The sequence below is a fragment of the Actinoplanes sp. NBRC 103695 genome (genome assembly GCF_030269485.1).
Lineage (GTDB): Bacteria > Actinomycetota > Actinomycetes > Mycobacteriales > Micromonosporaceae > Actinoplanes.
On the sequence record NZ_BSTL01000016.1, the window covers coordinates 272,905 to 283,457 of the forward strand.

General features: G+C 74.0%; 6 protein-coding genes. 4 read left to right on the forward strand and 2 right to left on the reverse strand.

From position 1 onward, the window contains the following. Positions 1-9: 9 nt before the first annotated feature. A complete protein-coding gene (locus QSK31_RS28910) occupies positions 10-4,557 on the forward strand; it encodes a diguanylate cyclase domain-containing protein (RefSeq protein ID WP_285687600.1) in 4,548 nt (1,515 codons plus the stop codon). Positions 4,558-4,615: 58 nt separating this feature from the next. Here the strand turns inward: QSK31_RS28910 and QSK31_RS28915 are convergent, their stop codons facing one another. Continuing rightward, the gene (locus QSK31_RS28915; RefSeq protein WP_285687601.1) at positions 4,616-5,080 is read right to left on the reverse strand and encodes a PPOX class F420-dependent oxidoreductase; all 465 of its coding nucleotides are present in this window, start codon (positions 5,078-5,080) and stop codon (positions 4,616-4,618) included. 5 nt (positions 5,081-5,085) lie between these two features. Next, positions 5,086-5,844, reverse strand: coding sequence for a polyphosphate--glucose phosphotransferase (gene ppgK, locus QSK31_RS28920; RefSeq protein WP_285687602.1), 759 nt, complete (start codon positions 5,842-5,844; stop codon positions 5,086-5,088). Positions 5,845-6,066: 222 nt separating this feature from the next. On the opposite strand from ppgK, the gene QSK31_RS28925 reads away from it, so the two are divergent. The 3 genes from QSK31_RS28925 to QSK31_RS28935 form a co-directional block, all read left to right on the forward strand. Then, positions 6,067-7,773 (forward strand): S8 family serine peptidase, encoded by a 1,707-nt coding sequence (locus tag QSK31_RS28925; RefSeq protein ID WP_285687604.1) that lies wholly within the window; start codon positions 6,067-6,069, stop codon positions 7,771-7,773. Next, complete coding sequence (locus tag QSK31_RS28930) at positions 7,689-10,271, forward strand: putative bifunctional diguanylate cyclase/phosphodiesterase (RefSeq protein ID WP_285687605.1); 2,583 nt, start codon at positions 7,689-7,691, stop codon at positions 10,269-10,271. Before QSK31_RS28925 ends, QSK31_RS28930 begins: the two co-directional genes overlap by 85 nt. 62 nt (positions 10,272-10,333) lie before the next feature. Then, a partial coding sequence (locus tag QSK31_RS28935) for a sigma factor (RefSeq protein ID WP_285687607.1) occupies positions 10,334-10,553 on the forward strand: 220 nt, incomplete at its 3' end.

Consider the following 10,553-nt stretch of genomic DNA (forward strand, 5'->3'; position numbering starts at 1 on the left):
ATGGCGCGGGTGGACTCGGAAGGCCCGATGCCGGTCGGCGAACTGCTCGATCTCGCCGTGCGGATCTCGGAGGCCCTGGCAACCCTGCACCGGCGGGGTGCCGTTCATCATGACGTCCGCCCGGCCACCATCGTCGCGGACGGGGACGGCACACCGGTCCTGATCGACGCCGGGTCCGGGGGAGACGCCGGGTCCGGAGACATCGCCGCGGCGGACGGGCTGACCTATGCCGCGCCGGAGCGGACCGGCCGGACCGGCCGGCCGCTCGATCACCGCGCCGATCTCTACAGCCTGGGCGCCACCCTGTACGCGTTCGCCACCGGACGTCCGCCGTTCCCCGGCGACGATCCCCTCGACCTGATCCACGCCCACCTGACCCGGCTGCCCGAGCCGCCGGCGGTCGTCGAGCCGCGGGTGCCGGCCATGCTGTCGGCGATCGTCATGCGCCTGCTCGAGAAGGAGCCGGACCGGCGCTACCAGAGCGCCGAGGGCCTCGCCTACGACCTCCGGCGGCTGCGCGAGTCGCCCACCGCGGGTGACTTCCCGCTCGGGGAGCGGGACTTCCCGCCCCGGCTTTCGGCGCCGCCACGTCCGGCGGGCCGCGCGGCCGAGTCCGCGGCGCTGGCCGCCGCCTTCACCGCGGCGATGGCCGGCGGGAGCCGGGCCGTGCTGGTGACCGGCCGGCCGGGCGTCGGCAAGAGCACCCTGACCGGCGAGCTGCGCCCGATCGTCGCCCGCGCCGGCGGCTGGTTCGTCACCGGCAAGTTCGAGCAGTTCCGGCAGGGTTTCGGCGCGGACGCGGTCCAGCAGATTCTCCGGGCCCTGCTGCGGCGGCTGCTCGCCGAGCCGGCGGATCGGCTCGACGCGGTTCGCGGCGCCCTGCTCGACGACCTCGGCCCGAACGCGGGTCTCGCCGCCGGGCCCCTGCCCGAGCTGACCGTGCTGCTCGGGGTGGAGCCGGACACCGCCGGCCCGGACCCGGCCCTGCTCGGGCCGCGGTTGCAGCAGGCCGCGCTGGCGATCCTGCGGTCGGTCGCCTCCGCCGACCGGCCGGTGGTCATCGTGCTCGACGACCTGCAGTGGGCGACACCGCTGCCGCTGAGCTTCATCGACGCGGTGCTCACCGACGACGGTCTCGCCGGGGTGCTCGTGGCCGGCTGCTACCGCGACGAGGAGCCGGGCGAACCGCTGCTCGCCGTGCTGGAACGCTGGGCGGGACTGGGCATCTCGCCGCCGCGGCTGGCGCTGACCGGACTGGACGTGCCCGAGCTGGCGGACATGCTGGCGGCCATGCTGCGCACCGGCCCGGCGGCGGCGCGCGACCTGGCCACCCTGCTCCATCCGCCCACCGGCGGCAACCCGTTCGACGCCGTCGAGATGGTCGACGCTCTGCGCCGCGAGCAGGTCCTGCGACTGGGCGACGACGGCTGGCACTGGGACGCCGCGGCGGTGCGGCGGCACCTGGGCGCCGGTGACGTCGCCGGCCTCCTCGACGACCGGATCGGCGGGCTGCCGCCCGAGACGGTCACGCTGCTGACGACCATGGCCTGCCTCGGTGGCGGCCTGACGCCGCGGTCGCTGACCGTCGCCGCCGGCCTGGCACCCGGTGACCTCGACCGCCTGTCGGATCCCGCCCGGGACGCGGGCCTGCTGCTGGCCGGCGCCGACGGCGCCCCGGCCTTCCGGCACGACCGGGTGCAGCAGGCGGTCGTCGCCCGGCTGTCCGGTCCTGAGCTCACCGACCTGCGCCTGACCGTCGCCCGGCGGGTCGCGGCGGTCCCGGATCTCGCCACCGTCGCCGCGGAGCAGTACCTGCACGTCATGGCCGTCGTCGGCGACCCGGCCGAGCGGCGGCGGATCGCCGGCCTGTTCATCGAGGCCGCGGACGAGGCGCTGGTGCTGGCCAACCACGTGCTGCGCGAGCGCTACCTGGTGAGCGCGCTCGATCTGCTCGCCCCGGACCGCGACCTGGCCGCCGGCCGCCCCGGTGAGCACGACGGGACGGTCCTGCGGGTCGCCGTCGCGTGGCACGGCTCGCTCACCGGCGCGGGCCGCCTCGACGAGGCCGACGCGGTGTTCGCCTGGCTGACGCGGCTGAGCACCGACCCGTCGGCCACCGCCGAGGCGTCGGCGACCCAGATCACCAGCCTGACCAGCCGGGGACGGATGGCGGACGCGGTGGATCTGGGCCTGGCCACGCTGCGGTCGCTGGGCCTCGAGGTCCCGTCGGAGCCCGCCGAGCTGGGCGCCGGCGTCGCCGACGGGCTGACCGAGCTGTACGCCCTGGCGGCCGGCAGCACGGCGGCCGACGACCTGGCCCGGCCGGAGTACGGCGACCCCCGGATCGTGGCACTGGCCGGGGCGATCAGCCGGACCGTGCCCGCGGCCTTCTTCTCCGACCAGGTCACCATGGCGTGGCTCGTGCTGCAGGCGGTGCGTCTGTGGTCGGCGTACGGCCCGGCCCCGGCCCTGGTCGGTCCGCTCGGCAACGTCTGCTTCGTGACTCCGGCGCTGCGCGGGGACTACCGGACAGGCAACAGCTTCGTCCGCCGGGTCCTGGAGGTCGGCCGGCGGCGCGGGTACGAGCCGGGAACCTCCGAGGCGCTGTTCCTCTACGCGCTGGGCAGCGGACCCTGGTTCGAGCCGCTGGAGGACCTGGTCCGGCAGGCCCGCCGGGCGCACGAGGGGCTCACCCGCGGCGGCAGCATGCAGTTCGCGGCCAGCACTTTCTACGTCAGCCTGCCCGACCTGCTCGACTGCGGTCCCACGGTGGGTGACCTGGTCGCCGAGGCGGAGACCGCGATGGCGTACGCCGCCCGGGTGGGCAACACCCAGGCACACGACGCCTTCATCGCGTACCGGCAGCTCGGCCGGGCGATGCGCGGCGAGACCGCGGCGCCGGGCAGCCTGACCGGCGACGGGTTCGACCAGGAGGAGCACCTGGCGGCGCTGGCGGCGAACCCGACGGCGGCCGCGAACGTGCACGTCTGCGCCGCCGTCGCCGCGGCCGTCATGGGCGACGAGGCGGCGCTGGTCCGGCATGCCGGGGCGGTCGCGCCGCTGATGCCGTTCATCGTGCCCACCTACCTGACGGTCGCCGCGCACCTGACCCGGGCGCTGGCCTGCGTGACCACCCACCGCGCGACCCCGGCGCCGGAGGTGCTGGCCGAGCTCGACGAGCATGCCGCCTGGTTCGCCGCCCGGTGCGCGGACGCGCCGGGTCACCTGTCGCACCTGTGCGAGCTGGTCGAGGCGGAGCGGGCGGCCCTGCGCGGCGACCCGGCCGCCGCGGCCGGGGCGTTCGACGCCGCCCGCCGCTCGGCGGACCGGCACAGCAGGCCCTGGCATTCCGGCCTGATCGCGGAACGCGCGGCCGGCTTCTACCGGTCCCTCGGCGCCGGACGACCGGCGGCGGCGCTGCTGGAGGACGCGGCCGCGCACTACCGCAAGTGGGGCGCGACGGCGAAGATCGACCGGCTCGAGCAGGAGCACCCGTCGCTCCGGCGGGCGGACGCCGGCGCCGCCACGGATGCCATCGACATGATCGGCATCGTCGCGGCGTCGCAGGCGCTGAGCTCGGAGACGACGATGTCCGGGCTGCTCGCCCGGATCTCCGGCACCCTGTGCGCCCTGGCCGGGGCGACCGCGGCGCGGGTTCTGCTGCGCCGGGACGACGGCTGGTTCCGGCCGGTGGCCGACGACGAGCCCGGCGCCGAGGCCCCGATCCCGTTCAGCGTGGTGCGCTACGCCGGCCGGACCGGGCAGCCCCTGGTGATCGACGACGCCGTGCGGGACGACCGGTTCCGGCACGACCCCTACTTCGCGGGCCAGGACCGCTGCTCGCTGCTGGTGTCCCCGATCCACAGCCGCGGCCGGCTCACGGCGATGCTGCTCCTGGAGAACCGGAACACCCGGGCCGCGTTCTCCGGCGGCCATCTGGACGCGGTGGCCCACATCGCCGGTCAGCTCGCGGTGTCACTGGACAACGCGCAGCTCTACGCCTCGCTGGAGCGCAAGGTCGCGGAACGCACCAACGCCCTGGCCACCGCCAACCGGCGGCTGGAGCTGCTGTCCAGCACCGATCCGCTCACCGGCCTGGCCAACCGGCGCCAGCTGAGCGGGATGCTGGAACGCGAGTGGCGGGCCCGGCCCGGCGCCGAGATCTCCGCGATCATCCTCGACGTCGACCACTTCAAGCAGTTCAACGACGAGTACGGCCACCTGGCCGGCGACGACTGCCTGCGCCTCGTGGGCGAGGCGCTGAACCGGCACGTCCGCGGCGGCGACCTGCTCGCCCGGTACGGCGGCGAGGAGTTCGTCGTCGTCCTGCCCGGCTGCGACCTGACCCTGGCCGCTCAGGTCGGTGACCGGCTGCGCCAGGCGGTCGTCGAACTCGATCTCCCGCACGCCGGCTCGCCGTTCGGGGTGGTGACGATCAGCGGCGGGTGCGCCGCCACGACCCCGAACGACGCCTCGCGCCCGGACGACCTGCTCGGCCAGGCCGACATCCAGCTCTACCGTGCCAAGCACGACGGGCGGAACACGGTCCGCCCGTGAGCTGGGGTCCCGTCTCGTGGACCCCGCCTCGCACGCGGGTGATCCACGAGACAAGGACCTAGTCCGCCAGGCGGGCGGGGAAGCCGCCGGTGGCGATCGGGCCCCAGCTGTCGATCGTGATCCGGATGAGCGACTTGCCCTGGTCACGCATCGCCTGGCGGTACTCGTCCCAGTCGGAGTGCTCGCCGGAGATCACCCGGAAGTACTCCACCAGCGGCTCCAGCGCCTCCGGCAGGTCCAGCACCTCGGCGGTGCCGTCGACCTGCACCCAGGCGCCGCCGAAGTCGTCGGACAGCACGCAGACCGAGACCCGCGGGTTGCGCCGGATGTTCATCGCCTTGGCGCGCTCCGGGTAGGTGGAGATCACGATCCGGCCCTCGGTGTCCAGCCCGCACGTGTTCGGCGAGGACTGCGGCCGGCCGTCGCGGCGGGTGGTCATCAGGATCGCGTGGTGCCGCGGGCGGACGAAGTCCTCCAGCTCGGTGCGGGAGGCCTTCGTGGTGGTGGCGATGGTGCGTGGCATGCGGTCTAGCTCCTTGTCGGTGCCGGGGCGGCGGCCAGCTGTGCGGTCACGGCGGCGCCGATGATGCCCGCGTTGTTCAGCAGCGTGGCCGGCACCAGCGGCGTCTTGATGTCGATCAGCGGGAAGAACTTGTCGGACTTCTTGGACACGCCGCCGCCGATGATGAACAGCCGCGGCGAGAGCAGCATCTCCACGTGCCGCAGGTAGTCCTGCACCCGGCCCGCCCACTGCTCCCAGCTCAGGTCCTCGGCCTCGCGGGCCCGGTCGGCGGCGCGCAGCTCGGCGTCGTGGCCGTCCAGCTCGAGATGGCCGAACTCGGTGTTCGGGATCAGCGTGCCGTCCAGGAACAGCGCGCTGCCGATGCCGGTGCCGAAGGTCAGCATCATGATCAGCCCGCGCTGCCCGCGGCCGGCGCCGAAGGCCACCTCGGCCATGCCGGCGGCGTCCGCGTCGTTCAGCACGGTCGCCGGCGCGCCCAGGCGGTCGGCGAACAGCTGCGCGGCGGGCGCGTCGAGCCACGACTTGTCGACGTTCGCCGCGGTCCGGGTGACGCCGTCGACCACCACACCGGGAAAGGTCACGCCGACCCGTTCGTACCCGGGGAACCGCTCCGCCACCTCGGCGACCGCGTCGATCACCGCGGACACGTCCGAGGGCTGCGGGGTCGGAACGCGGTGGCGTTCCTCGAGCAACTCGCCCGCGACGGTGTCGACCGGCGCGCCCTTGACGCCCGAGCCGCCGATGTCGATGCCGAGGATGGCCATCAGTAGTCCTGTCTCCCGCACGGATGTTAAAGGTGCTGTGTACCACGACCGGGCGGAATCGAATCACGCGGTCACCACGACCGGGTGGTCTTGATCCGGAATTGACTCAAGACGCGCACGGAGCCGCCGATCTGACCGCCGCACAGTCTCCACGGCGTGAGGAGTCCCATGCGGGCCCGTCCCCTACGTACAGCCGCTGCTGCCGCGCTTGCCCTCGGCATCGTGGCACCCGCGGTTCCGGCATCCGCCGGAGCCTCCACCGGATCGGTCGACGTGGTGGTCCGCGCGGACTCCGCCACCGCGACCGGTGCGGCGGAGACTCTGGTACGCGACGCCGGCGGCACCGTCCGCCGCGACCTCGGGGTCATCGCCGGCTTCGCCGCCACCGTGCCGGGCAGCGTGGTCCGCGGCCTGCGTGGCCTGCCCGGCGTGCACGTCACCGAGGACGCCCCGGTACGCCTGAAGAGCGGCGAGGGCTGGCTCAACCAGATCGGCAGCACCCTGCTCGCGCCGGTGATCCGCGGCGCCGGCGGCGACAAGGCCGACAAACGCGACCCGGACGCCACCGACACCCCGACCGGCGTGCGGCTCACCGGCGCCGGCGTGGGCGTCGCGCTGATCGACTCCGGCGTCACCCCGGTCGCCGGCCTGAACGCGCCCGGCAAGGTGATCAACGGCCCGGACCTGTCCTTCGAGTCGCAGGCGCCCAACCTGCGGCACCTGGACACGTACGGCCACGGCACGCACATGGCCGGCATCATCGCCGGCGCCGACCCGGCGACCGTGACCGGCGCGGCCCGCTTCCAGGGTGTCGCCCCGGGCGCGAACATCGTCAGCGTCAAGGTCGCCTCGGCCGACGGCGCCAGCGACGTCTCGCAGGTGATCGCCGGCATCGACTGGGTGGTCGAGCACCGCAACGACAAGGGTCTGAACATCCGCGTGCTGAACCTGTCGTTCGGCACCGAGTCCACCCAGCCCGCCACCCTCGACCCGCTCGCCTTCGCGGTCGAGCAGGCCTGGGCGAAGGGCATCGTGGTGGTCGTCTCGGCGGGCAACGACGGGTTCGCCGCGAACAGCGTGACCATGCCGGCCGCCGACCCGGACGTGATCGCGGTGGGCGCCGCCGACTCGCGCGGCACCGAGAACCGCGCCGACGACGTGGTGGCCGACTTCAGCAACCGCGGCAACGCCGTCCGGCACGCCGACGTGCTCGCCGCCGGCCGGTCGGTGGTCTCGCTGCGCGTACCCGGCTCGTTCGTCGATCGGAGCTATCCCGCCGCCAGGCTGAGCGTGACCGCCGACCCGGCCCAGCGCCTGCTCCGCGGCAGCGGCACCTCGCAGGCCGCCGCGGTCGTCTCCGGCGCCGTGGCCCTGCTCCTCCAGCAGCGCCCGAGCCTCAACCCGGACCAGGTCAAGCGGCTGCTGACGGCGACCGCCAAGCCGATCGCCGGCGCCGACCCGTACGCCGGCGGCAGCGGCCAGATCGACATCGCGGCCGCCTCGGCGATGAAGACGCCGGCGAACGCGCCGCAGGTCAACCTGCCCGCCACCGGTCTCGGCACGCTGGAGAAGTCGCGCGGCGGCGTGCACGTCTACGACTCGTCGAACGACGTGATGCTCAACGGCGAGAAGGACATCTTCGGCAGGACGTGGACCGCCGCCACCTGGGCGCTCGCCTCGAAGACGCAGAACAGCTGGAAGGACGGCACGTTCAACGGCACCCAGTGGACCGGCAAGGCGTTCGGCGCCGACATCTCGGGCCAGCGCTCCTGGTCGGCGGTGGCCTGGGCCGGACGGTCGTGGGCCGGGTCGACCTGGGCCGGCCGCAGCTGGGCGGACGCGCAGTGGAACGGCCGCTCCTGGGCCGGCCGGTCGTGGGCCGGCCGCAGCTGGGCCTCGGCGGACTGGTCGGGAGCGCCGTGGCAGTGAGTCCCGCGGTGCGGGTCGGCGCGCTGACCGCCGGCATGGCCGTCGCCGCCGCCGTCGTGGTGGCCGGGTTCGCCCGGCACGGGGTGACGGCGCCGATCCTGCCGGGCGGAGCGTGGTGGCTGCTCGTCCTGAGCCTGCTCTTCGCCCTGACCGAGGGCTTCACGGTCTACGTACGCGTCCGGCGTGGCGCGCACGCGATCAACCTGAGCGAGTTCCCGATGGTTCTCGGGCTGCTCGCCTTCGACCCGGTGACGGTGATCCTGACCCGGGCGTTCGCCGGCGGCCTCGGACTGCGGCTGCTGCGCCGGCAGCGGGGCGCGAAGCTGGCCTTCAACGTCGCGCTGCTGGCCGTGCAGGCGAGCGTGGCGGTGGTGGTGTTCCAGGCCCTCGCCCCGCACGCGACGGCCGCCGGGCCGGACCTGAAGAGCTGGCTGGCGGCGTACGCGGCGATGGTGATCGCGGACGTGGTGGCGGCTGTCCTGCTGACCGCGGTGATCGCGATGCACGACGACCCGGGGGAGTGGCGCCGGCTGCCGGCCGCCCTGCGCAGCGTCTGGATGGTCGCGGTGACCACCACGATCGCCCTGGTCGGCTACTCGGCGGCGATCGAGGACCGGTGGGCCCTCGCGCTGGTCGCGGTCGTCGCGGTGGTGCTCTTCCTGGCCTACCGGGCGTACGACCGGCTGGGTCAGGGCAACGCCGAGGTGCAGCAGCTGTACGCGTTCACCAGCGACCTGGACCGCGCCCGCAACGTCGACGACCTGCTCAGCGTGGTCCTCGGGCTGCTGCGTGACGTGCTGCGCGCGGAGAACGCGGCGCTGGTCGTCCCGGGCGACGACGGCGTGCTGCGGCACCATGTGCTGCGCGGCCCGGCCACCGGCACGGTCACCGAGCTGGGCTGGCCGGCCGACGACGAGTGGCTGCGCCCGGCGTTCGCCGGCGAGCCGATGCTGCGTACGAGCGGCCCGGCCGGCGACGGCATGGCGGTGCCGATCGGGCCGCCGCACGAGCGGTCCGTGCTCGTGGTCACCGGCGGCATGTCGGACAGCGACCCGTTCGGGACCGGGCGGCTCACCCTCTTCCAGGCGCTCGCCAACCACGCCTCGACCGCCCTGGGCCGGGCCCACCTGGTCGACCGGCTGCGCGACGAGGTCGAGGAGAAGCGGCACCTGTCCCTGCACGACCCGCTCTCCGGCCTGCCCAACCGGCGCTACTTCCAGCAGCTGCTCGACGAGGCGCTGACCGCCGCGCGCTCGACCGGCGGCGGGGTGGCCGTGATGCTGCTCGACCTGGACCGGTTCAAGGAGATCAACGACGCGCTCGGCCACGACACCGGCGACCGGCTGATCCGCGAGGTCGGCGAGCGGCTGAGCGCGCATCTGGCCGGCCGCGGCGTGGTGGCGCGGCTGGGCGGCGACGAGTTCGGCGTGCTGCTGCCCACCACGGGCAGCGCCGAGGAGGCCACGGCCGCGGCCGCGGAGCTCGGCGCGGTGGTGGAGCGCGGCGTACGGATGGACCCGGTGACCGTCAGCGCGCGGGCCAGCATCGGCCTGGCGCTGGCGCCGCAGCACGGCGACGACGCGCAGACCCTGATCCGGCGCGCCGACGTCGCCATGTACGCCGCCAAGGAGAACCACAGCGGCCTGCGCGTCTACGACCCGGCCTCGGACCGGCACAGCGCCGAGCGGCTGGCCCTGATCACCGACCTGCGCGCCGCGATCGAGCGCCGGGACCTGGTGGTGGCCTTCCAGCCCAAGGTGGAGCCGCGCACCGGCCGAGTGGTCGGCGCGGAGGCGCTGGCCCGCTGGCACCACCCGGAGCTCGGCCCGATCCCGCCGGACGTCTTCGTGCCGCTGGCCGAGCACAGCGGCCTGATCCGCCCGCTCACCCTGCACGTGCTCGAGCTGGCACTGCGCCGCCGGGCCGCATGGGCGCGCCGCGGTCACGACCTGGACGTGGCGGTGAACCTCTCGCCGAACAGCCTGCTCGACGCGGAGCTGCCGGAGACGGTGGCGCTGCTGCTGGCGCAGACCGGGAACCCGCCGCACCGGCTGACGCTGGAGATCACCGAGAGCACGATCCTGGCCGACCCGGCGGGCAGCTCGGCCACGATCGAGCGGTTGCACGCGCTGGGGGTGAAGCTCTCCATCGACGACTTCGGCACCGGCTACTCGTCCCTGGGCCGGCTGCGTGAACTGCCGATTCACGAGGTGAAGATCGACAAGTCGTTCGTGCAGCGCAGTGCGACCGATCACCGTGACCGTGCGGTGGTGCGCTCGGCGGTGCAGCTCGGCCACGCGCTCGACCTGCAGGTGGTCGCCGAGGGCGTCGAGGACGAGGAGACGTACGCCTATCTCGCGACCGAGGGCTGCGACGTGGTTCAGGGCTTTCTCTTATCGCGTCCATTGCCCCCGGATCAATTCCTCGATTGGATAATCAGTCACGGTACGTCACTCATACTTTCAGCTGGTCAGGACTCAACCGACCGGCTAGCGTAGGAGATCTGAATGGTCGCCGCGTGCGAGCACGGCTCTCTGCTCGCTGATGGAGGACCCCAACCATGATCACCCTGCGTGAAGAACCGGCAGCCGCTCTGGCCGCCATGACCGCCGCGCCGGCCGGACCACGACGAGCCGGGCTACGAGATCGGGCGATCGAGGCGTGGTTGCCTCTGGCCCGTCACCTCGCCCACCGCTACTCCGGCCGCGGCGAGCCCACCGACGACCTGATCCAGACCGCGAACGTCGGCCTGATCAAAGCGGTCGACAAGTTCGACCCCG